This is a genomic window from Amycolatopsis sp. NPDC059235, assembly GCF_042754125.1.
GTDB classification, from domain to species: domain Bacteria; phylum Actinomycetota; class Actinomycetes; order Mycobacteriales; family Pseudonocardiaceae; genus Amycolatopsis; species Amycolatopsis albidoflava.
Genome location: NZ_JBHZAG010000019.1, coordinates 48486 through 69669 on the forward strand (window position 1 = coordinate 48486; position 21184 = coordinate 69669).

Sequence of the window (21184 nt, forward strand, 5' to 3'; positions counted from 1 at the left end):
ACCTGAAGACGAGTATGCTTCGATATCGAAGCAAAGTCCCGCGGATGTGAGGGCGGCCACAATGATTCGACTTCGAAGCATCTAGACTGACGGCATGGCGGACGCGCTGGAGCCCGGGCAGCTCAACACCTACTTCTCGCTGATGGAGGCCGTGAGCCTGCTGCAGCACGCCGTCACGCAGCAGCTGCGGGCCGAGGGCGACCTCAGTTATGTGCAGTTCGAGCTGCTCGCCCGGCTCTCCCATTCCGATGGGCCGCTGACGATGACGGAGCTGGCCGACGGCGTCGTTTACAGCCGCAGCGGCCTGACTCATCAGGCGGGCTTGCTCGAAAAGGCGGGGCTGGTCACCCGCGGTCCCAGTGCGGAGGACCAGCGGGCCACCGTCGTCGCGGTCACCGAGGCGGGCCGGGAGCTGGTCGCGAAGGTGCTTCCCGGGCACGTCGAGGTCGTCCGCCGGTTGCTGGTCGCCCCACTGTCCACTTCGGACTTGGACGCGCTGGGCGGCATCATGGCCCGCGTCCGCGACCACATGCGCGCCGAGCCGCCGCGGTCGGTCGCCACTCGCCGGAGCTCGGCAAGGAATGAGCACCTCTAACGCGCATCCTCGTTGTTCTTAGAATGGCGGCGTGGAAGACATCGAGGCGATCGCCGTCCTGCAGGATCCCGTCCGGCGGCGGCTGTACGACTACGTGGTTTCCCAGGATCACGACGTGAGCCGGAACGAAGCGGCCGAGGGGGCCGGGATCCAGCGCACGCTCGCCGCCTTCCATCTCGACAAACTCGTGGACGCAGGCCTGCTGGAGACGGAGAGCAAGCGGCTGAGCGGACGCTCGGGCCCGGGGGCCGGCCGTCCGGCGAAGCTCTACCGCCGGTCCGCCGCCGAGCGGCAGTTCTCCGTCCCGGCGCGCGACTACCGCACCGCCGCCGATCTGCTGGCCGAGGTCGCGGAGGTGGCCCGGCTGGACACCGAACTGCAGGCCGCCGCCCGGCGGGAGGGCCGCGCCGCCGCGGGCCCGGTCGAAGACCTCGCCGCCGCGAAGGACCTGCTGGCCGCCCGCGGATACGAGCCCCGTTTGGCCGACGACGTCCTGCTCCTCGCCAACTGCCCCTTCCACGTCCTCTCGCAGCGGCATCCAGGGCTGGTGTGCGGCATGAATCTGGCGCTGCTGGAAGGGCTGCTCGAAGACGCCGAAGGCCTGACCGCTCGCATGGACCCGCGCCCCGGACTGTGTTGCGTGGTCGTCGAGCATTCTAAAAATAATGAGAGTTGACATAGAAGGCCCGGCGATGGTGAGGTGAAGGAGTGACGGAACATCACCTCGCCCAGCTCAACGTGGGCATTCTGAAATTCCCGCTCGCGGACGCCCGCATGCACGGCTTCACCTCGATGCTCGACACGCTGAACGAGGTCGCCGACCGCGCGCCCGGCTTTGTATGGCGGCTGGTCGAGGACGGCGGCAACGACGCCACCGCGATCCGGACCTCGCTCGGCGACGACGTCCTGGTGAACATGTCGGTGTGGGAAACCCGCGACGCCCTGTGGGACTACGTCTACCGCAGCGGCCACCTGGACATGCTGCGCCGCCGCTCGGAGTGGTTCGCACTGCCGAAGTCGCCGTTCCAAGTGCTGTGGTGGGTTCCCGCCGGGCACATTCCGACGGTCGAGGAGGCCGTCGAGCGGTTGGAACTGTTGCGGGGGAAGGGGCCCTCGACGAGCGCGTTCGGTTTCCGGGACAGCTATCTGCCCGAAGGCGCTGCCTCCGCGCCGTGACGCGGTCTTGTCGGGCGACACGTCCGGTGGGTCGCCCGGAGCGGCGCGCGGGATGGCTAGGGTGTCGGCGTGGCGAACATGTCCCGTTGGTCGGATGAGAATGGCGGCTTGGACTTCGGTCTGCTGGTGCTGCGGCTGATGCTGTCGGTCGCGATGGGGGCGCACGGGCTGATGCAGGTCTTCGGCCTGTTCGGCGGCGCGGGGATGGCGCACTTCGAGAACCTGTTGCGGGGCTACGGTTTCAGTCACAACATCGAGTTCCTGACCTGGCTGACCGGCATCACCGAGGTCGGCGGCGCCGTCCTGCTGGCACTGGGCCTGCTGACCCCGCTCGCCGCGGCCGGCCTGCTGGGCGTGGCCCTCAGCGCGGTCCGCGTGAAGTGGTCGGGCGGCCTGTTCGGCAGCACCGGCCCGGGATTCGAACTGGAACTGACGCTCGCGGCGATGGCGCTGGCCCTGCTGCTGACCGGCCCCGGCTGGTACGCCCTGGACCGCCACACGGCCTGGCGGCAGAAACCGCTGGGCTTCGCGGTGGGCGGGCTGTTCCTGTCGGTGTGCGCGGCTGTCGCGGTGGGGTCCCTTTTCTGATCGCCGCGCTCGGGAGCCGGTTGCACCCGAGATGCTGAGGGCCAATGCGGCGGTGGTCCGCATGGCCGGGGTCTACGTGCTCGCCCGGGACCGGCCGCGCCAACGGCACCCGGTCGTCGAAGCCCTCGGGTCGCCTGGAAGGGGTTGTCCTCGAAACCGCAGTAGGGTCGGATCATGGACGAACTGGTCTATCAGGTCGCCGGTGCGGCGGCCGAGCGCGCGGCTCCGATCACGTTGGCCCAGGCCGGGTTGAAGGAGCGCGACCACTTGCAGGAGTGGGTGCTCGAGCACTCGGAGATGCTCGGCGACGGCCTGCTGGTCATCACGAGCGAATGCGATCGGTGGACTTCCGCCCGCGGCCGGGAGCGGGACCGGCTCGACGTCCTGGCGATCGACACGGACGGGCACCTGGTGGTGGCTGAGCTCAAACGCGACGTCGCCCCGGAGACGGTGGAGACGCAGGCGCTGAAATACGCGGCGTACTGCAGCCGGTTCACCCCGGAAACACTGGTCGGCGAGTACCGGGCGTGGCGCGCGAGCCGGGGCGAAAACCTCAGCGAGGAAGAGGCGTTCGCGCGGTTGGAAGCACACCTGGGGGAGGACGTCGGCGGGCTGCCCGCCGCGCCGTTGGGCCAGCCGAAGATCGTGTTGCTGGCGGGAGGGTTCACCGCGTCGACCACGGCGGTCGCGGTGTGGCTGCGGGAAATGGGCATCGACATCAGCCTGCGCACGATCAGCGCTTACCAGACCGGCGGCGGGCCGGTCGTTTCCGTCGGAGCCCTCTACCCGACGCCGGCGGTCGAAGAGTTCACCGTCTCGCCGCTGCTCGCCAAGCGCCAACGCGACGAGGACGTGCGTCGTGCGGCTCGGCAGGAGCCGGCGGTGCGGCAGCTGATCGCCAGCGACGTTCTCGAACCGGGCACCGAGTTGCGGGTGCTGCCGGGCGGGCCGGACGCGGCGCGGTTCGCGTCGTGGGCCGCGGCCGCGCACCGGGACCGCGCGGTCTGGACCGGCACCGCCAGCAGGCCGTTGCGCTGGACCGGGACGGAGGCCGCGGAATGGGGCGCGACCGGCAACTTCACCGTCACCGGACTCGTGAAGTACCTCTACCGTCAAGCGCAAGCTGCGGTGCCCGCCGGTGCGGCCACGCGGTTGGTCGCCGCTCCCGACGGGCGGACTCTCGCCGCCCTCGCGGGCACGGGCGCCGGGGCCGGTCCCTTCGACTGGTCGGAGCCGCACCGGTTGCTCGCCAAGATCCCCGCAGGGCGCTGGACGACTTACGGCGACGTCGCGACCGTGGTCGGCACCGCCGGGCAGCCGCTGGGCCGGCACTTGAGCACCTGCCCGGAATGCGAGAACGCTTGGCGGGTGCTTTCGGCGGACGGCAAACCGTCGCCCCACTTCCGCTGGGAGGACGGCCGCGACGAGACGGTCACGGAGGTGCTGCGACGGGAGGGCGTGCGGTTCGCCGGCGGGGCGGCCGACCCGGCGCGGCGGCTTTCCGTCGAGGAACTCAGGGCCTTGCTGAACGCTGAATGACGACTGGCCGCTCGAACGCGTAGCGCGCACCGCCCCGCACCTGCTATCTTCCCTCCGACCGCTTGCAAACCGCAATCACTTGGGAGGCCCGCCGTGGCGGACACGACTTGTCATATGTCCATCTCGCTGGACGGCTTCGTCGCCGGGCCGGGGCAGAGCCGGGACGAGCCGCTCGGGGTGCGGGGGCGGGAGTTGCACGGGTGGCACATCGGCGATCCCCGGGCGAACGACGCCGACAAGACCGCCGCCGAGTGGCTCATGCGGCCTCGCGGCGCGTATGTGATGGGGCGCAACATGTTCGGCCCCGTTCGCGGCGATTGGGACGAGGACTGGTCGGGCTGGTGGGGCGCGGAACCGCCGTATCACGCGCCGGTTTTCGTGATGACTCACCACGCTCACGAGCCGATTCCGATGGAGGGCGGGACGACGTTCTACTTCGTCACCGAAGGCTTCGACGCTGCCTACGCGGCGGCGCGCGAGGCCGCCGGGGACAAGGGGGTCGACATCGCCGGCGGGGCGTCGGCCGTTCGGCAGGCCTTGAACGCCGGGGTGATCGACGAGCTCACTCTCGATATCGCGCCTGTCCTGCTCGGCTCCGGCGAGCGCATGTTCGACGGGGTGGAGTCCTTCGGCTTCGAACCGGTCGAGGTGCTGCATTCGCCGCTGACCACCCACATCCGCTACCGCCGCGTCAGCGAGGGCTGATCTGGTCGGGCACGTCCAGCGTCGCGGCGAGCAGGCTTCTCGTATACGCGTGCGACGGCGACGTCAGCACCTGGTCAGTCCGTCCCGCTTCGACGGCCCGGCCCTCGCTGAGCACGACGACCTCGTCCGAGATGCTGCGCACCACCGCGAGATTGTGCGTCACGAAGATCATCGACGGGCCGTCGTCCATCAGGGAGCGCAGCAGTTCCACCACGGACGCTTGCACCGAAACGTCCAATGCGGACGTCACCTCGTCGCAGATGATCAGTTTCGGTTCGCACACCAGAGCCCGGGCGATCGCGACTCGCTGGCGTTGCCCGCCGGACAGCTCCGACGGGTAGCGGCCAGCCAGCCGCGACGGGATTTCGACGCGGTCGAGCGCGGCGCGGGCCCGGCGGCGGCCTTCGCGGGCGTGCACGCGGAAGTAGTGGCGCAGGGCGACCAGCAGGCCGTCCTCGACTGTCCGATGTGGACTCAAAGAACCATAGGGGTTTTGGAAGACGTACTGCAGTTCGCGCCGCGTGCGGGAGTCGCGCCGGGAGGCGGCGGCCGGGACCGGGCTGCCGTCGAAGGTCACCTCGCCCTGGTGTTCGGGGTGCAGTCCGGCGAGGCAGCGGGACATGGTGGTTTTGCCGCTGCCTGATTCGCCGACCACGGCGAGGCATTGGCCGGGCCGCAGGTCGAAGGAGACGTCGAAGACGACTTGTCGTCCGCGGTAGCTGGCGTTTAGGCCGGAGACGGACAACAGAGCTGGCTGGTCCGCGGGAGGTACGACCGGTTCGGGAGCGCGCGGCACGCTCCGGAAATTCCGGGCGACTTCTTCCGCGTGAATGCACCGTGCGAGGGTGCCGGAGGGCTCGAGCGCCAACGCTGGATGCGTTGTGCTGCAAGAAGGTGTCGCGTAGTCGCAGCGCGGTGCGAAGGCGCACCCGGCACGGGCATCGTCGATGCTGGGGGCACGGCCGCGGATGGGGACCAGCCGGTGCCGATGGGTCGCGGACGGCACGGCCGAGAGCAGGGCGCGGGTGTAGGGATGCGCGGCGCGAGTAAGCACCGAGCGGGCGGGGCCGTGTTCGACGACCTCGCCGCCGTACATGACCATCACCTGGTCGGCGACGTCGGCGACTACCGCGAGATCGTGCGAGACGTAGATCGCCGCCAGATCTTGGGTCCGGCACAGTTCCCGCACCAGGTCGAGCACCCGGGCCTGGGTGGCGACGTCGAGCCCGGTCGTCGGTTCGTCGAGCACGATCAGCCGCGGACCGGCCGCGATCGCCATCGCGATGGCGACCCGTTGCTGCTGGCCGCCGGAAAGCTGGCGCGGGCGGCGGCGCAGGAACGCGTCGTCGCTGGGCAGCCCGACGGTGTCGAGCAATTGCCGTACGCGGGTCCGCGCGGGCTGGCCCAATCCCTCGGTCAGCTGAGTCGACACACGCAGGCTCGGGTTGAGCGCGGTCGCCGGATCCTGGGGTACGTACGCGACTTTCCGGCCTCGTGCGCGGCGCAATTCCGCTGGCGGCAGGGAAAGCAGGTCTACTCCGTCGACAACGACCTGTCCGCTGGTGATGGTCGCGCCGGAGCGGGCGAAACCCAGCAGCGCGAGCGCGAGGGTGCTTTTGCCGGAGCCCGATTCGCCGACCACGCCGAGGACTTCGCCGCGGCCGAGTTCGAAGCCGATGTCCTGCACGATGGCGTGTCCGGCGGCTTCGACGGTCACGCCCGACACCGCGACTTCCTTGGCCACGTCAGCTCTTTTCTTCCGTGCGGCTGACTGTCCTGGCGACGGACTCGGCCACGAGGTTGCCGCCGAGAGCCATCATGAGGATCAGCGCGATCGGCGCCAGCACCGGCAGCGGCGCGACGGCGAGGCCGTCTTGGTTTTCGCTGACCATGAGCCCCCAATCCGGCGCGGGCGGTGTGATGCCGAAGCCGAGATAGTTCAGCGAGGCGATCGCGGTGACCGCCCACACCAGCCGCATCCCGGTTTCCACCATCAGCGGCGACGTCACGCCGGGCAGCACTTCGCCGAGGACGATCTGCCGTCCGGGCAAGCCGTTCGCCTTGGCCCACAACACATATTCGCTGTCGAGCACCGGCAGCGCGGCGCCGCGCAGCACTCGCGAGACGCCGGGGGCGAACGCGACCCCGACGAGCGACGCGGTGAGCAGCGGGTGGCGGCCGAACGCGGCCACGAACACCAGCACGAAGATGGTCTCCGGGAAGCTCAGCACGATGTCCATCGCTCGCATGAGGACGGTGTCGGCGACGCCGTCGCGGTAGGCGGCGGTCAGTCCGATGAGCGCCCCGAGGACGACGCCGATTCCGGTGGCGAGGAGCGTCATCCAGGTGAGGGTGCCGCCGCCGGACAGCAGGCGGCTGAGCACGTCCCGGCCCAAAAGATCCGTGCCCAGCGGGAATTGCGCACTCGGTCCCTCCAGCGGAGGCGCGACGATCGCGGTCGGCGGCCACGGCGCGAGCAGCGGGCCGAAGACGACGACGAAGGCGATCGCGGCGAGCAATCCGAGCCCGAGCCGGGCGCGACCGGTCCGAGCCGCGCGGCGCGCCACCGAAACGCTCATCGGGTGCGCCCTGCCGCGGCGAGAACGTCCGCGAGGAGATTGCACAGGTAGTACGTGGCCGCGAGAATGAGCACGCACGCCTGCAGGACCGGCAGATCGTGCGAGTTCACCGCGCTGACCAGCGCCGTGCCGAGCCCGGGATACGAGTACACGTATTCGACGACCACGACGCCGGTGATCGTGACGGCCGCGACCAGGCCCGCCGCGGGCAGGCTCGCCGCGATGGCGTTGGGCAGCGCGTGCCGGAACAGGATGCGCCGACGGCTCAGTCCTTTGAGGACGGCCATCTGCACGTACTCGCTGTCCAGCGCGTCGATGACTGAAGCGCGCACCAAGCGTCCCAAGTACATCACCCCCATGAACGTGAGCGTGGCGACCGGCAGCACGAGTTCGGCCGGATGCCACCACGGCAGGTCGCCGGGTGGGATGTCCGAAACTCCCGGCAGCACCCCGAGCAGCGAGGTGGCGAAGAGCGCGATCAGCAGCATCCCCACGACGAACGGCGGCAGCGCCATGCTCAGCGACGTGACCGCGACGAACGCCTTGTCCGCGAAACTGTCGCGGCGCGCGGCGCTCAGCACCCCGGCGGCCACCGAGAGCGGCAGGATCAGCGCCATCGAAATGAAGCCGAGAGTGAACGAGTTCACGATCCGCGGCCCGAGGATCTCCGCGACGGGTTCCTTGTTCTGCAGCGACACTCCGGGATGCCCGGTGAGCAGGCCGCCGAGCCAGCGGCCGTACTGCTCCAGGAGCGGCTGGTCGAGGCCGAGCTGGTGGCGCAGATTCGCCACCTGCTCGACGGTGGCGTCCTTGCCGAGGACGATCCGCGCCACGTCGCCCGGCAAGGCTTGCGTCACCAGGAAAACCAGCACCGAGACCAGGAACAGCACGAGCACGCCGAGCGCGAGCCGCCGCACCAGCCAGCGCGCGGTCATCCGACGGTCACGTCGGTCAGGAACGACAGCGGGCGGCCGTTCACATCCGGCACGAGCCCTTGCACCGCCGCCCGGTGCGGCAGGAGCACGTCGGAGAACGCGGGGATGATGTACGGGCCGTTCGTGTACTCGATTTCGTGCATCCGGTTCATGAGCGGGCATTGCTGCTGCTCGGGCGACCTGAACAGTTCGCCCGCCAGGCCGGTGAAAGCGGCGTCGTTCCAGTGCGCGGCGTTGCCGACCCGGTCCGGCAGCAGCCCGCCGAGCACGGACGGCAGGTAGGGGACCGGGTTGTAGTCGACGAAAGCGGGCCACTGGCCCCATTTCGCGAGCAATTCCGGCGTCGGGACCACGTTGACGGTCACCTTGACCCCCGCCAGCGCGGCGTTCTGCGCGAAGACCTGCGCCAGCTCCGACATGCCGGGCAGCAGGCCGTCGGTGGTGATCGCGAACGACAGATCGCTTTGCCCGGCCTCGGCCAGCAGCCGTTTCGCGGCGGCGATGTCCGGAGCCCGCTGAGGGAGGTTCGGCGCGGCGCACTGCGGCGTGGTCGTCTCGTAGTCGTTCGCGATCCGGGCGTAGCCGCTGAAGACGTTGGACACGATTTGCTGCCGGTCGACCAGCAGCCGCAAAGCCTGGCGCACCCGGACGTCGCGGAAGGGCGCGACGGCCGTGTCGAGTCCGATCTGCAGGCTGAAGGTGCCTTTGCTGTCGAGCAACTGGATGCCGCCGCGGCCGACAAGAGACTTCGCGATCGTCGGCGTCGTGTTCGACGCGATGTCGACCCGGCCGGACAGCAGCGCGTTCGCCTGCGCCTGCTGGCTCTGGTACTCGATCAGCTGCACGGCGGCGAGCTTCGGTTTCCTGCCCCAGTAGCCGTCGAACCGCTCCACTGTGGACTCCCGGCCCGCGGCGAACGACTTGACCGCGAACGGCCCGGTGCCGATCGGCTTCGCCGGGGCCGACCCGGTTTTGGTCATCGGCAGCAGCACGCTCGTCCAGATGTCCTTGAACGGGCTGAACGGCTCGGTCAGCCCTACTCGGACGGTCAGCTTGTCCACGGCCTGGATCGAGGCGGGGTCGATCATCTGGATCAGCGCCAGGCCCTGCGCGGCGTGCGCGGGATCGCGCAGGTACTTGATGCTCGAGACGACGTCGGCCGAGGTGAACTCGGTGCCGTCGCTGAACTTCACGCCGGGGCGCAGGGTGATCGTCCACTGTGTCCGGTCGGCGTTCGGCGCCATGCCGGTCGCCAGCCGCCATTCGGTCCTGCCCTCCGGGCCGAGCGCGGTGAGCCCCTCGAAGACCAGGGAACTGCGCAGCTCCTGGATCGGGCCCTGGTTGCTGGCGTAGGGGTTGAGGACCTCGCCCGCGTCGGTCGAGACGGAGATGCGGAGCGTGCCGGCGCCGGCTGGGTCGTCCGCGTCGTCCGGACGGCCGCAGCCGGCGAGCAGCGCGGCGGCGAGCAGGAGAACGGGCAGGCATCGGGGTCCGCGCGACACTGGGAACCTCCAGGGAAGCCAGAAATCTAAACCGTTAGATCTGCCAGGCGTCGCCACAGGGTACGGCCAGTTCCGGCGCGAGGGAAGAGTCTACAAGTGGAGAAGCTAATCGTTTAGAGTGTGCTGCGGCCGGCTCGGCCCGTCCCGGGAGCAGAGGAGGAAGCAGCCGCATGACCAGTCCGTACGAGCGCCTGTTCGTGAGGAAAATGCCCAACTGTCTCGACGACCTCGTCAACGAGGGCGCGGCGGCGGGCGTCGTCGAACCGCCCAATGTCGGCGAATCGCTCGCCCTCATGCGCGCGAAGGAGGTGCCGGAGAGCAAGATCCACCTCACCTACACGTGGATCGGCGCATGCGACACTCCGGTGCAGTGGGTGAAGGAGCACCAGCACGACTACGACGAGGTCCTGATCTGGCACGGGAACAATCCGGAGGACCCCGACGACCTAGGCGCGGAAATCTACCTTGACGTCGAGGGCGTCCGGCACGTGATCACCACGAGCGGTTCGGTGTATCTGCCCGCGGGCACCCGGCATTGCCCGCTCGGGTTCACCCGGGTGGACCGGCCGTTCCGGTTCAGCGCGCTGTCGCTGAATCCGGAGTACGCCTCGGACGAGCACAACACTCTCGCGCGGTAGCGAACGGCCCCGTCGCGGGTTTCTCCGTGGCGGGGCGGTTATCCGCTGGCGGCCGCTCCGGCGTGGACGGCCTGCTCGGCAGTGCCGGGTTCGCAGCCGCACGTGACGCCGATGCTGAGGGCTCCGGCCAACACGACCGACGAGTCGCCTTTGCCGGCCAAGGCGTCGAACGCGCGCACCGCGAATTCCTCCAGCGGAACGTGCACCGTGGTGAGCGGAACGTTGCCGAGGCGGGCTTCCCTCGTCCCGTCGAAGCCGACGACCGCGAGGTCCTCCGGCACGCGCAACCCCAGGCTGTGCGCGATCCGGATGGTCACCAGCGCCTGCTCGTCGGTGGTCGCGTAGACGGCGCGGATCCGGCGGCCGCTCGTCAGCACGTCGCGCACCGCCCGGCCCGCCTCGACCTTGTCGAAGGACGTCCGGACGAGCCTGCCCTCGGCGGGCAGGCCGGCGTCCGCCATCGCCTCGCGCCAGCCGCCTTCGCGGCCTTCGGCCGGTCCCACCGCGATTTCGCCTGCCACGCAAAAGATGTCTTCGTACCCGTGCCCGAGCAGGTGCTCGGTGACGAGCCGCGCACCGTCGAAATCGTTGAACACCACGCTGGGCGAGCTGTCGTCCGGTGCGGCCCACTGCAGGAACACGCACGGTGTTTCGGCCGCCAGCCGCGGTTTTTCGCCGGTCGTCACGAAAATCCCGCGCGGCCGCAGTTCGGAGAACGCCTCGCCGTATTCGTCGGCGAGCCCCGGCCGGTAAGCGGTATTGCCGAGCAGCGTCAGCAATCCCCGGCGGCGGCCCTCCGCTTCGAGGCAGCGCGACATCTCGCCGTAGAAGCCGTTCGCGGTGTCCGGCACCAGCAGTCCGACCAAATTGGACCGGCCGCCGCTCAACGCCCCGGCGAGCGGATTGCGCCGGTAGCCGAGCAGCCGGATGGCGTCCTCGACCTTGCGCCGCGTCTTGTCGGCCACCGGACGGGGCCCGTCGTTGAGGACGTAGCTGACCACCGCCGTGGAGGTCCCGGCCAGCCGCGCGACATCGGAAAGGACCGGCCGGCGCCCGGGGCGCGCGGCGTCACGATATTCCCCGGTTTCCGCTGCCACGGTGCCACTCTAAAGCACCGGAGCGCGGGCGGCGTCCATTCGGCACAGTGGGAAGTGGACGACCTGGGAAGTGGACGACCGCGCCGGGGCTGGTCAGCAGCGATGTTTCGCTGGCGCCTGAAGCGGTTCGAGCACGTCGTCGACGCTCGCCTGCGACCTCGTCCGCTGCAGTCGCTTCACGCCGACCGGCGGCCGTCCCACCCACAACACCGCTTGCGGCGCTTGGCCGAGCGTGACGCGTTCCGCGAGAGTCTCGCGCAGCCGCGGCCCGGTCCGGCTCAGCCGCCCGGACGACAATCCGTACCCCGTCGCGGTCAGCAGCACCGAACTCAGCGCCTCTCCGGCGCGCAGCCAGGCAAGGCGATCGTCGCCCGGGGTGCTGAGCACGAGCAGCGACGCCCCGTCGTTCCGAGGTTCGGCTTCGCCTCGCGCGAGCGGCGGCCGGTTTCCCGCCGTCCCGGCGGCAGCGCGGACGAGAACACCCTGTGAAGCGACGAGGGACGCACTGCGTGCGTACGCCTCTTCGCGGCGCATTTGGGCGGGAACCCTGGTGCCTTCGCCGCCCGCGGTCATGAGGTAGCCGCGGACTGCGCGGTCTTCCACCGGGTGCAAGACCGCGCCTTCGCGGGCGGCTGCGTGCGAAAGCCGGCCAAGGCAGTCGGACGGCACCGGTCGTCCGCCGCACGGCCGCAAGTCCTCGCGGCGCCGCGCGATCGACGTCGCCAGCGCGGCTTCGCCGGGACCCGGTTCGCCCGGCTGCGGCGTCACGACGGCCAGCCGGTCCGGTTCGCCCGGCGAGGGCAACCGGTCCACCGCGCACGCCCAGCCGAGACCGGCGAAAGCGATCCGGAGATGGTGCAGTGCCGCGCCGCTGCTGAGCGTCTGCCATCGCCCGGCGGGATCGTCGGCCGCTCGCCGCCGGCTCGGCTCCGCGTAGAGGTGGAGGGTGCGGTAGCCGATGCGCCACTGCCAGAGCGGGGCGTCGGAGGCGCCTGGGGCGAGAAGTGCCGCCGCCACCGCCGCCTCGACGGCGGCGGGGCTGGGAACCCGCGAATTCGGCATGGTTGCTTCCCGCTGGAGTCGGGGGAGTGCGTCCGGTCGGTGCCAGGCTCCATGGTGCGCCCCCGCACGGGCCCGCGATAGAGGCGAAGGTTCATCAATTCGGGGCGATCCGCGGCCTCGTTCCGCGAAGTTCGCTGACCTCGCATTCAGGACGCCAGCGGGTCGCCCCGTCCGGTCTCGCCGGGTACTGGCGCGCACCGGAACGGGAGAGGACGGTAGGGGGATGTCCCCTCAGCGCCTCGACGAGGCCGCGTGCACCGCGGCGGCCCGGCTGCTGAGCGCGTCGCTGGCGGAACGGACGACGATCGGCGAGGCGGTCGGCGTTGTCCAGTGCGACCAGGGATGTGATGCCGCCGAGGCGTTGCGCGTCTTGGCTCGCGGTGCGGGCGGGGAGGGGGCGGAAGCGGCGCGGGTGACGGCGGTTGCCGATGCCGCTGCCGAGAGCGGGGCGGATCCGGAGTACTGGGGTTGGGTCTGACCCGGTGTCAGCCGGTGAGGTCGGCCGGGTCGAGGGTGCGGTCGATCAGCGATCTGGCGACGTCGCGCAGCGGCCGGTCGTGCCGGGCCGCGTAGTCGTTCACCAGCGCGCGGGCCGTGTCCGGGTCGGTGCCGAGGAGGCCGGCGACCACCCCGACCGCCTGGTCGTGCCGGACCCGGTCGTTCAGCGAGGCGAGGGTGGCCTCGAACAGCCGGTCCGCGCGCCGCGGGCCGGTTTCCCGGACCAGCGCCAGCACCGCGAGGTCCGACACCACCTGCGCCAGCGACAGCTGCCACGGCTGCGGCTCGGTCGGCGCGGCGAACAGCAGGGTGAACCCGCCGACCGCTTCGCCGTCCAGCCGCAGCGGCACCGCGACCACGGCCTGGTACCCGGCCGCCAGCGCCGCCGTCGCGAAGCCCGGCCAGCGGTCCCGTTCGAGGGTCAGATCGGGGACCGCGACCACGGCCGCCGTCGCGATGCAGTCGACGCACGGTCCCTGGCGCACGTCGGTCCGCAGCAGTTCCGCGAACTGCGCGGACTCGTCCGAAGCCGCGAGGACGGCGGGATCGCCGCCCGGGTCCTTCAGCAGCACCGCGGCGCCGCGCGCGCCGAGCAGCCCGGTGCCGACCTCGGTGATCAGCCGCAGCACCGCGGCGTTGTCCGAGGCGCCGACCAGGCGGGAGGTGATCGCGGCCAGCGCGGCGGGCGCGTCCGCGGGCAGGAGGCCGACGCGCCCGGCGGGCGTCCGGCGGCCGGCGTTCTCGTCGGTGGGATGGGTCATTCGGACGACTCCTCAAGGGTGATGCGGCGCTCCAGCACGTCCCGGGCCACGTCGAGGAGCGGCCGGTTGGTGCTGTAGGCGTGGGCGCGCAGGCGGGCGAACGCGTCGTCGAGGCTGATCCGCAGCAGGGCGGAGAGCATGCCGGTGGCGATGTGCACGTCCTGGTAGGAGAGCACCGTGCGCGGGGCGAATTCCACCCCGGCGCGCTCGGCCTCGCGGGACTGCCGCAGCAGCGCCGCGGTGGCCAGGTCGGCGGCGAGCGCGGCGTCCCGCGTCTCAGCGCTGGTCAGCCCGCCGGGACGGCGCCGGGCGAGTTCGAGGGTGCCGAGCCGGATGCCGCCGAACTGCAGGGGGAACGCGAAGGCCGCGCCGAGGCCCGCCGCGAGCGCGGTCTGGGCGAACCCGGGCCAGCGCACCTGGTCGGCGGTCAGGTCCGGGACCAGCACCGGGCTTCCGGTGTCGAAGGCCTCCGCCCCCGGGCCTTCCCCGGCGGTGTACTCCAGTTCCGCCAGCCGGGCCGCCCAGGCGTCGCTCGCCCCCAGCACCTCCTCCGACCGCGGGCCCGCCCGCAGCGCCAGGATCGCGGCGTCGACCTGGTCCATCGTCTCCACGCAGGCGAGGCACACTCCTTGCGCCCAGCTGTCGCGGCGGCCTGCTTCGTCGGGCGCGGCGGCGAGTGCCTTCCACAGCGGCTGCCGGTGCTGGCCCTCCACCTTCGTGGCCCCCTTTGCGGCCGGACATCCCAGACCCTCCACCCTACGAGACGCGTCGCGGACGGGCAGTCCGGCCTGTTTCGCGAGGAAAGCGGCACTCCGGTCGTCCTGCCGCGTTCGCCCGCGCCTCGGCCAGGTGAGTCCACAATGGACAGAAGGGTGCCCGGCGTGTGCCGTCGCGCACACCGTCCCCTCTCCGGAAGTCCCGGCTGCGCAGGACAAGCGGCGGATGCCCGAAGCTCATGGCGCGCTCCGCTGCCCAGTCCAATTTGACACTTCATGCGAACACATGTTCGACTCCCGTTTCGGGTCGCCGGGAACCGCGGGCGGCCCGGAGCAGGGAAGCGAGCAGGTGAGCCAGAGGTGAGCGAGTGGCCGTCGACCGTGCGGAGAGTCGATCCGCCGATTCCGGTGTGGGTGGGCGTGCGCAAGCTGCTCGTGCTCGGCACGGAGATCCTCGCGCCGCGCGACCGCGCCGGGCTGCGGATCGAGACGGAGCATCCCGGGCTGCTGTTCGAATGGGCGCGCCGCGAGGACGGCGGGCTGCTCGGCTGGGTCACCTATCAGCTGGTCACCGCCGACGACCAGTGGTCGCGGCCGGTCAGCCACTACGTGCCCGCGCACCTGCTCCGCCGCCGGGGTCCCGCCCGTCGGCAGCAGTACGGCGACTACCGGCCCCGGGCCCACGGATAGCCGCCCGGGTAGTAATTTCCCCTGAGGAGAGAGGGGAGCGGACGACAGTGGTACGTCTTCATGTCGGCTGCGCGATGTGGACGCACAAGGCGTGGCCGGGGCGGTTCCTGCCGCAGTCGCTGACCGCGAAGGAGCGCCTGCGGGCCTACGCCGGCTGGTGCAACGCGGTCGAAGGCAACACCACCTTCTACGCGACTCCCGCCCGGGCCACCGTCGAGACGTGGGCGCAGCAGACCGGCCCGGACTTCCGGTTCGTGGTGAAGGTGCCCAAAACTGTCACGCACGAACGCCGCTTCGCCGGAGTCGAGACCGAGATGCGGGCGTTCCTGGACGCGGTCGAACCCCTCGGCGAGCGGGCGGTGCTGTGGACGCAGGTGCCCGGCTCGTTCGGCCCCTCGGACGTCGAGGCGCTCGGCCGTTTCCTGCGCCGCCTTCCGGCGAATCTCCGGCGTGCGGTGGAGGTGCGGCATCCCGAGTTCTTCACCGACGCCAGCGCGACGTCGCTGCTGGAGGGGACGCTCGGCGCCGCGGACGCCGAGTGGGTGCCGTTCGACACCACGGTTTTCTTCCAGAGCCCGCCGACCAGCGAGGCGGAGCAGGACGCCTGGGCCAAGAAACCGCGGCTGCCGCGCCGGACGCGCGCGCTGACCGACCGGCCGGTCGTCCGCTACCTGGGCCGGGACTCGGCGGAGGAGACCGTCGAGGGTTGGCGGCCGTGGACCGAGGTGGTCGCGGGGTGGCTGCGGGAGGGTCGTTCGCCGACGGTTTTCGTGCACACTCCCGACAACGCCGAAGCACCCGCGCTCGCCCGCCGCTTCCATGACGACGTGCGGGCGCTGGCGCCTGACGTGGATGCCTTGCCGGAGCCGGAGCCGGTCGAGCCCGCGACGCTGTTCTGAGCGACCGCGGGGTCGGCCGGACTCGGATTCCGTTGCCGGGTCGGGTCGTTCGTCGCGTGCGAGAGCCAGTGCCCGTTGTGCGGCGGGATCCTGTTGTCCTTTGTGGACGGCGGGACACGTGATCAGCCGGGCGTGGATTCTCGTGCCGCGTCGGTTTGTTCGTCGCGTGCCAGTGCCAGAACCCGTTCCACGGCGGGATCTCGTTGTCCCGCGCGGACGATCGCGACGATGGCCAGCGCCAGGTCGTCGTCCGGTCCCTCCCGGTGTGCGGCTTCGAGCGTCCGGAACACCACCCCGGGCAGCGCTCCGGCGGGCACCTGTTCGGGCACCAGGCACACGCAACTCCCCGCCGCGACATGGCTGATCAAGCCGGGGAGGCTGTCCGCCCGGGCGCCGTCGCGCGGGGCGAAACCGGCGGCGCGGCAGGCGGCGGCGACCTGTTCGGCGAGTCCGGCCAGTGCGGTCAGCGAGGGCAGCGCGAAGTTTTCGCCCGCGAGATCGGCCAGTCCCACAGCGGTGCGCCCGGCTAGCGGATGTCCGGCGGGCAGCGCGACGGCGAGCCGTTCGGCCGCCACCGTGCGCAGGTCGAGTCCGTCCGGATCGGCGAGCGGGCCGCGCACGAAGGCGAGGTCGAGCCTGCCGGACCGGACCATCGACGCCAGTTCGGCCGAGGTGTTCTGGTGCAGGTGCAGGCGCAGCCCGGGAAAACGGTCCCGCGTCAGCCGGAGCACCCGCGGCAGGAACGTGTAGGAGATGCCGCTGATGAAACCGAGGTGGAGTTCTCCCTCGGCGCCGTCGGCGATCCGCCGCGCGCGGCCGACGGCGGCCTGCTGGGCTTCGAGCAGATGCCGGGCGTCGCGGGCGAACGCCGCGCCGGCCGCGGTCAGCCGCACGGCGCGGGTGCTGCGTTCCAGCAGCCGCACGCCGAGGCCGCGTTCGAGGCGCTGGATCGCCTGGCTCAGCGGCGGCTGGCTCATCGAAAGGCGTTCGGCGGCCCGGCCGAAGTGCTCCTCCTCGGCCAGCACGACGAACTGCTCCAGCAGGCGAGTCGTCAGATCCATATCCCCAAGCATATGGATAACGGGCCAAGAAGTATTGGCGGCAGATGAATGACCTCGTCTTGACTGGGTCCAGCTGCCGAGGACACAGGAGGTACGAGCGATGGACGGGACGCCCACCGGCCCGCTGACCGGATTGCGAGTCGTCGAGCTGGCCACCGTGATCATGGGCCCGTACGCGGGCGCGCAGCTGGCCGACCTCGGCGCGGACGTGGTCAAGGTCGAGGCGCCGGGCGGGGATCCGACCCGGCACTTCGAGCCGCGCCGGCACCCCGGGATGGCGGGCGCGGCGCTGAACTTCAACCGCAACAAGCGCAGCGTGTGCCTCGACCTGAAGACCGGGGCCGGGCGGGACGCGCTGCTCGCGCTGCTGGCGACCGCCGACGCGTTCATCACCAACGTCCGGCCGGGCGCGCTGCGCAGGCTCGGGCTGGCCTACGACGACCTGGCGGACGGCTTTCCCGGGCTCGTCTACGTGAGCGCGCAGGGTTTCCGGAGCGATTCCGCGCTCGGCGACAACGCCGCCTACGACGACATCCTCCAGGCGGCCTCCGGTCTGGTCTGGCTGAACGAACAGGTCACCGGCGAGGCCTATTACGTGCCGACCGTGCTGGCGGACAAGGTGTGCGGCCTGTTCATCGTCCAGTCCGTGCTGGCCGCGCTGCGCCACCGCGACCGCACCGGCGAGGGCCAGCACGTCGAGGTGCCGATGGCCGACACCATGATCGCGTTCAACCTCGTCGAGCACCTCGCCGGAGCCTCGCTGGAACCGGTGGAGGAGCCCGGCTACGGCTACCCGCGCGTGCTGAGCAAGCAGCGGCGGGCGTGCCGCACGGCGGATGGATGGATGTGCATCCTGCCCTACAACGACCGCAACTGGCGCGACTTCTTCGCCCACGCGGGCCGTCCCGAGCTTTCCGCCGACCCGCGCTTCGCGACCATGCCGGCCCGCGTCGCGCACGCCGACGACCTGTACGGCCAGGTCCGCGAACTCACCCCGCAGTTCACTTCCGCGCAGTGGCAGGAGTTCTGCGACCGCGTCAGCATTCCCGCGCATCCCGTGTACAGCCTCCAGGAGGCGGCCGAGAGCGAGTACGCCCGGCAAGGCGGTCTCGTCCAGACGGTGCAGCACCCGACCGAGGGTGCCTGCCGTCTCGTGGCCCCGCCGGTGCGCTACTCCCGCACCCCGCCCGGGATCTACCGGCACTTCCCGCCCGTCGGCGCGGACACCGCGCAGGTGCTGGCCGAAGCGGGCTTCGACCCTTCCTGCCTCGACTGAACCGGACCTAACGACAACGCCGTCGTCCCGAGGAGAACCCATGGCACCGTCCGAACCCCTCGTCCCGCGTCCAGGCAGGGCGTGGGCCGTCACCGCGCTCGTGCTGCTGTTCCTGCTGATCAATTACGCGGACAAGACAGTGGTCGGGCTTGCCGCTGTGCCGATCATGAAAGATCTCGGCCTCGGCGAGGAGCACTACGCCCTCGTGCAGTCCAGTTTCTATTTCCTGTTCAGCGTTTCCGGCATCGTCGTCGGGTTCGCCGCCGCGAAACGCCGCACGACCCGGGTGATGGCTGTGCTCGCTCTGATCTGGGGACTGACCGCGCTGCCGATGGCCGCCGGGCTCGGCTTCGGTGCCTTGATCGCTTCGCGGATCGCGCTCGGCGCGGCGGAAGGGCCCGCGGTGCCCGCCGCGACGCACACCGTCTACGGCTGGTTCCCCACGCGCGACCGGGCCCTTCCCAACGCTTTGGTCCACATTGGACCGACACTCGGCGTCGTGGCGAGCGCGCCGCTGCTCAGCTGGATCATCGCGGACTTCGGCTACCGGACGGCGTTCGGCGTGCTGTTCGCGCTTTCGGTGGTGTGGGCGGCGGCGTGGCTGCTGTTCGCGAACGACGGTCCGTACGCCAAGTCGGCTGTGCCCTCCGGCGCGAGCCGCGAACCGGTGCCGTACCGGGTGTTTTTCCGGTCGGGAACGGTGCTTGGCGCGGTCCTCGCGGGCTTCGTCGCTTTCTGGGCGACCACCACCGCATTGGGTTTCCTGCCCCGTTACCTGTCTTCCGAGCTCGGGATCGGGCCTCAGCAGGCGGGCACTCTTTCCGCGCTGCCGTCCTTGTTCGCGACCGTCGTGATCGTGGTGATGGGCGCGGTTTCCACGAGGTTCCGCCGCCGGGGAGCGGGCAGCTGGCGCGCGTACTGCCTGCCTGGGATGGCGCTGCTCGCAGTCTCCGGGGCCGCGATGATTCTCTTTCCACATACGGAAAAGGTGACGGCGATCGTGCTGATCACGGTCGCGTTCGGACTGCCGAGCGCGTTCTATCCGATGGTGTGGCTGCTCATCGGAGAACTGGTCCCGCCGGAGCGCCGCCTTGCTGTGACCGCCGCGACGACTGCTGTCGCCACCTCGGCCGGGGTGTTCGCGCCGTTGGTGATGGGCGGCTTCCTCACCGCGCGAAACGGTTATGCGGCGGGGTTCGGGGTGTGCGGCGCGCTGTTGCTGGTGGGAGCGGTCATGGGCACAGTGCTGATCAATCCGGAGCGAGACCAGCGGCGGCTGCCCACGCTCTCACCGGAAAGCGTCAGTGCCGCATGAAGCGTACCGACGAAGATGGAATCGCCACCCTTGTCCTCGACTCGCCGCACAATCGCAACGCCCTGTCGGTCAAGCTGGTCGGCGAACTCACCGCGCACTTGAGCCGCGCGGCTGAGGATCCGGCCGTCCGCGCGGTACTGCTCACCCACACCGGCGAGACCTTCTGCTCAGGTATCGATCTGGCCGAAGCCCGCGCGGGCACGGGTCTCACCTCCGAGCAGTTGACGAACCTGCTGCGCACGGTCGTCGAGATGCCGAAACCCGTGGTCGCTCGCGTGGCCGGGCACGCCAGGGCAGGAGGGCTCGGGCTGCTCGGCGCGTGCGACATCGTCGCGGCGAGCCCGGCCGCGAGCTTCGCGTTCACCGAGGTGCGCATCGGGCTGGCCCCGGCCGTCTTGTCGACCACGGTTCTCCCGCGCCTCGATTCGCGCGCCGCCTCTCGCTATTACCTCACCGGAGAACGCTTCGACGCCGCCGAGGCCGCGCGCATCGGCCTGATCACGCTCGCCGCCGACGACGTTGACGAGGCGCTCGAACCGGTGCTCGCAGGGCTGCGCTCCGCCGCACCCGGAGCACTCGCCGCCGCCAAGCACCTGACCACGACAGCCGCGCGACAGTTCTTCGGCACCCACGCGAGCGAGCTGGCCGCACTCGCCGCGCGGCTCGGCGACAGCGCCGAAGCAAGGGAAGGGATCGCGTCCTTTCTCGAACGCCGAAGCCCGGTTTGGGCGGCAACCCGTTTCACCATCAGGAAGGAGTCGCGATGACTTCCACACCCGGCCTCGACGTCCGCGTCGAGGACCACGTCGGCTGGATCGTCCTGGACCGGCCGCGGCAGAAGAACGCCTTCACCGGCGAAATGCTGCGTGCCTGGGCCGAGGCGTACCGCGCTTTCCAAGCAGACGACCAGGTTCGCGCCGTCGTCGTCACCGGCACCGGCGACGCTTTCTGCGCCGGCGCCGATCTCGGTGACCTCGGCCAGCCTCGCACCCCGCTGGGCAGCAGGCGGCTGATGACCGAGCACGTGCACCCGGTGGCCATGGCCGCGGAAGACCTCGCCAAACCGCTGATCGCCGCCCTCAACGGGGCGGCGGTCGGCGCCGGCATGGACATGGCCCTGATGTGCGATTACCGGATCGCCTCCGAGCGCGCCCGGTTTTCGGAAGGGTACGTGCGGGTCGGTCTCGTCCCCGGCGACGGCGGCTGCCATTACCTGCCGCGGATCGTCGGCCGGTCGCGAGCGCTGCGGCTGCTGTGGACCGGCGAGTTCGTCGACGCGGACCAGGCGCTGGCCTGGGGGCTGGCGGACGAGACCTGCCCGCACGACGAGCTTCCGGCGCGGGCCCGGGAATTCGCCGCGACACTGGCGTCCCGGCCGCCGGTCGCCGTCGAGCTGATCAAACGCGCGGTGCGGGCGGGAGAACACGCGGACCTGCGGACCTCGCTTGACCTGATCGCCTCGCACCAAGCCGTCGTCCAGGCGACCGCCGACTCCGCCGAAGCGCTCGCGGCGTTCGTCGGCAAGCGCCCGGCGCAGTACCTCGGAGAGTGA

The 21184-nt window shown here is 70.8% G+C and carries 22 protein-coding genes and 1 pseudogene; 14 read left to right on the forward strand and 9 right to left on the reverse strand.

All coding sequences use genetic code 11. From position 1 onward, the window contains the following. Nucleotides 1-94 precede the first annotated feature (94 nt). The 6 genes from ACFXI3_RS15325 to ACFXI3_RS15350 all read left to right on the forward strand — a co-directional run bounded on the left by ACFXI3_RS15325 (nucleotide 95) and on the right by ACFXI3_RS15350 (nucleotide 4603). Nucleotides 95-595 carry a MarR family winged helix-turn-helix transcriptional regulator gene (locus tag ACFXI3_RS15325; protein ID WP_378399991.1) on the forward strand — a complete coding sequence of 167 codons (501 nt, stop codon included), beginning with the start codon at nucleotides 95-97 and terminating at the stop codon, nucleotides 593-595. A 31-nt stretch (nucleotides 596-626) separates the two neighbouring features. Further along, a complete protein-coding gene (locus tag ACFXI3_RS15330) occupies nucleotides 627-1271 on the forward strand; it encodes a helix-turn-helix transcriptional regulator (RefSeq protein WP_378399992.1) in 645 nt (214 codons plus the stop codon). 32 nt (nucleotides 1272-1303) lie between these two features. Further along, entirely contained in the window at nucleotides 1304-1771 is a 468-nt protein-coding gene (locus ACFXI3_RS15335) for a DUF3291 domain-containing protein (protein WP_378399993.1), read from the forward strand. Nucleotides 1772-1879: 108 nt separating this feature from the next. Further along, complete coding sequence (locus ACFXI3_RS15340) at nucleotides 1880-2359, forward strand: DoxX family membrane protein (protein WP_378399994.1); 480 nt, start codon at nucleotides 1880-1882, stop codon at nucleotides 2357-2359. A 174-nt stretch (nucleotides 2360-2533) separates the two neighbouring features. Then, a complete protein-coding gene (locus tag ACFXI3_RS15345) occupies nucleotides 2534-3898 on the forward strand; it encodes a hypothetical protein (RefSeq protein WP_378399995.1) in 1365 nt (454 codons plus the stop codon). Nucleotides 3899-4012: 114 nt separating this feature from the next. After that, the gene (locus ACFXI3_RS15350; protein WP_352267611.1) at nucleotides 4013-4603 is read left to right on the forward strand and encodes a dihydrofolate reductase family protein; all 591 of its coding nucleotides are present in this window, start codon (nucleotides 4013-4015) and stop codon (nucleotides 4601-4603) included. Here the strand turns inward: ACFXI3_RS15350 and ACFXI3_RS15355 are convergent. Genes ACFXI3_RS15355 through ACFXI3_RS15370 form a run of 4 tightly spaced genes read right to left on the reverse strand, consistent with a single transcriptional unit; the run spans nucleotide 4590 to nucleotide 9619 of the window. Continuing rightward, nucleotides 4590-6347 (reverse strand): dipeptide ABC transporter ATP-binding protein, encoded by a 1758-nt coding sequence (locus ACFXI3_RS15355; protein WP_378399996.1) that lies wholly within the window; start codon nucleotides 6345-6347, stop codon nucleotides 4590-4592. The genes ACFXI3_RS15350 and ACFXI3_RS15355 overlap by 14 nt on opposite strands. Nucleotide 6348: 1 nt before the next feature. Next, on the reverse strand, nucleotides 6349-7182 hold the full coding sequence (locus ACFXI3_RS15360) for an ABC transporter permease (RefSeq protein WP_378399997.1): 834 nt from the start codon (nucleotides 7180-7182) through the stop codon (nucleotides 6349-6351). Further along, complete coding sequence (locus ACFXI3_RS15365) at nucleotides 7179-8117, reverse strand: ABC transporter permease (protein ID WP_378399998.1); 939 nt, start codon at nucleotides 8115-8117, stop codon at nucleotides 7179-7181. The genes ACFXI3_RS15360 and ACFXI3_RS15365 overlap by 4 nt, the downstream gene beginning before the upstream one ends. Next, nucleotides 8114-9619, reverse strand: coding sequence for an ABC transporter substrate-binding protein (locus ACFXI3_RS15370; RefSeq protein ID WP_378399999.1), 1506 nt, complete (start codon nucleotides 9617-9619; stop codon nucleotides 8114-8116). Before ACFXI3_RS15370 ends, ACFXI3_RS15365 begins: the two co-directional genes overlap by 4 nt. 170 nt (nucleotides 9620-9789) lie before the next feature. Between ACFXI3_RS15370 and ACFXI3_RS15375 the strand changes: the two genes are divergently transcribed. Beyond that, complete coding sequence (locus ACFXI3_RS15375; protein ID WP_378400000.1) at nucleotides 9790-10257, forward strand: hypothetical protein; 468 nt, start codon at nucleotides 9790-9792, stop codon at nucleotides 10255-10257. A 38-nt stretch (nucleotides 10258-10295) separates the two neighbouring features. Here the strand turns inward: ACFXI3_RS15375 and ACFXI3_RS15380 are convergent. Both ACFXI3_RS15380 and ACFXI3_RS15385 read right to left on the reverse strand, forming a co-directional pair. After that, a pseudogene (locus ACFXI3_RS15380) lies at nucleotides 10296-11237 on the reverse strand (LacI family DNA-binding transcriptional regulator); the annotation flags it as partial. A 210-nt stretch (nucleotides 11238-11447) separates the two neighbouring features. Continuing rightward, on the reverse strand, nucleotides 11448-12416 hold the full coding sequence (locus ACFXI3_RS15385; protein WP_378400001.1) for an NAD(P)H nitroreductase: 969 nt from the start codon (nucleotides 12414-12416) through the stop codon (nucleotides 11448-11450). Between the two features lie 223 nt (nucleotides 12417-12639). Between ACFXI3_RS15385 and ACFXI3_RS15390 the strand changes: the two genes are divergently transcribed. Beyond that, nucleotides 12640-12894, forward strand: a complete 255-nt coding sequence (locus ACFXI3_RS15390; protein WP_378400002.1) for a hypothetical protein — start codon at nucleotides 12640-12642, stop codon at nucleotides 12892-12894. Between the two features lie 7 nt (nucleotides 12895-12901). Here ACFXI3_RS15390 and ACFXI3_RS15395 read toward each other — a convergent pair whose 3' ends face one another. After that, entirely contained in the window at nucleotides 12902-13675 is a 774-nt protein-coding gene (locus ACFXI3_RS15395; protein WP_378400003.1) for a GAF and ANTAR domain-containing protein, read from the reverse strand. Further along, nucleotides 13672-14388, reverse strand: a complete 717-nt coding sequence (locus ACFXI3_RS15400) for a GAF and ANTAR domain-containing protein (protein ID WP_378400004.1) — start codon at nucleotides 14386-14388, stop codon at nucleotides 13672-13674. The genes ACFXI3_RS15395 and ACFXI3_RS15400 overlap by 4 nt, the downstream gene beginning before the upstream one ends. Before the next feature lie 363 nt (nucleotides 14389-14751). Here ACFXI3_RS15400 and ACFXI3_RS15405 point away from each other — a divergent pair, with 363 nt between their 5' ends. Further along, nucleotides 14752-15081, forward strand: a complete 330-nt coding sequence (locus ACFXI3_RS15405; RefSeq protein ID WP_378400005.1) for a hypothetical protein — start codon at nucleotides 14752-14754, stop codon at nucleotides 15079-15081. A gap of 74 nt (nucleotides 15082-15155) precedes the next feature. Further along, on the forward strand, nucleotides 15156-15980 hold the full coding sequence (locus ACFXI3_RS15410; protein ID WP_378400057.1) for a DUF72 domain-containing protein: 825 nt from the start codon (nucleotides 15156-15158) through the stop codon (nucleotides 15978-15980). Nucleotides 15981-16102: 122 nt separating this feature from the next. On the opposite strand, the gene ACFXI3_RS15415 is transcribed toward ACFXI3_RS15410, so the two are convergent. Further along, complete coding sequence (locus ACFXI3_RS15415) at nucleotides 16103-17041, reverse strand: LysR family transcriptional regulator (RefSeq protein WP_378400006.1); 939 nt, start codon at nucleotides 17039-17041, stop codon at nucleotides 16103-16105. Between the two features lie 100 nt (nucleotides 17042-17141). Here ACFXI3_RS15415 and ACFXI3_RS15420 point away from each other — a divergent pair, with 100 nt between their 5' ends. From ACFXI3_RS15420 to ACFXI3_RS15435, 4 genes are read left to right on the forward strand one after another with little or no spacing between them, the layout of a single operon-like run. Next, a complete protein-coding gene (locus ACFXI3_RS15420; protein WP_378400007.1) occupies nucleotides 17142-18317 on the forward strand; it encodes a CaiB/BaiF CoA transferase family protein in 1176 nt (391 codons plus the stop codon). Between the two features lie 40 nt (nucleotides 18318-18357). Beyond that, on the forward strand, nucleotides 18358-19632 hold the full coding sequence (locus tag ACFXI3_RS15425) for an MFS transporter (protein WP_378400008.1): 1275 nt from the start codon (nucleotides 18358-18360) through the stop codon (nucleotides 19630-19632). Then, a complete protein-coding gene (locus ACFXI3_RS15430) occupies nucleotides 19629-20399 on the forward strand; it encodes an enoyl-CoA hydratase family protein (RefSeq protein ID WP_378400009.1) in 771 nt (256 codons plus the stop codon). Before ACFXI3_RS15425 ends, ACFXI3_RS15430 begins: the two co-directional genes overlap by 4 nt. Beyond that, on the forward strand, nucleotides 20396-21184 hold the full coding sequence (locus ACFXI3_RS15435) for an enoyl-CoA hydratase/isomerase family protein (RefSeq protein WP_378400010.1): 789 nt from the start codon (nucleotides 20396-20398) through the stop codon (nucleotides 21182-21184). Before ACFXI3_RS15430 ends, ACFXI3_RS15435 begins: the two co-directional genes overlap by 4 nt.